The organism is Pelomonas margarita, from assembly GCF_043555875.1.
Taxonomy (GTDB): Bacteria; Pseudomonadota; Gammaproteobacteria; order Burkholderiales; family Burkholderiaceae_C; genus Pelomonas; species Pelomonas margarita.
Window position 1 is genome coordinate 1 of sequence record NZ_JBIGHW010000077.1, and the last position, 290, is coordinate 290.

General features: G+C 70.0%; 2 protein-coding genes. Both read left to right on the forward strand.

What is annotated here, in order from left to right; translation table 11 throughout:
- Window positions 1–107 (forward strand): flavin reductase family protein (locus tag ACG0Z3_RS23310; protein ID WP_394402456.1); only part of this gene is annotated, 107 nt, incomplete at its 5' end.
- 47 nt (window positions 108–154) lie between these two features.
- On the forward strand, window positions 155–290 hold a 136-nt coding region (locus tag ACG0Z3_RS23315), incomplete at its 3' end, for an SRPBCC domain-containing protein (RefSeq protein ID WP_394402459.1).

Here is a 290-nt window from a genome sequence, read left to right on the forward strand (position 1 = left end):
GCGACCACGTCATCTTCGTCGGCGAGGTGGAGCGCTGCACCGCGCAGCCCGGTGCGCAGCCGCTGATCTTCCACGGCGGCCGCTACTTCACCGAGCTGCCGCTCTGAGTCGCCCGCTCGCCGCCAGAGCGAGCCTTCTCCCACCAGGACGCCCCATGCCCCAAACCGTCAGCTTTCACCACGTGCTGCGCTGCCCGCCCGAGCGCGTCTACCGCGCCTTCACGACACCCGCCGCCATGGCCAAGTGGCTGCCGCCTTTCGGCTTCACGGCCACGGTGCACGAGATGAACG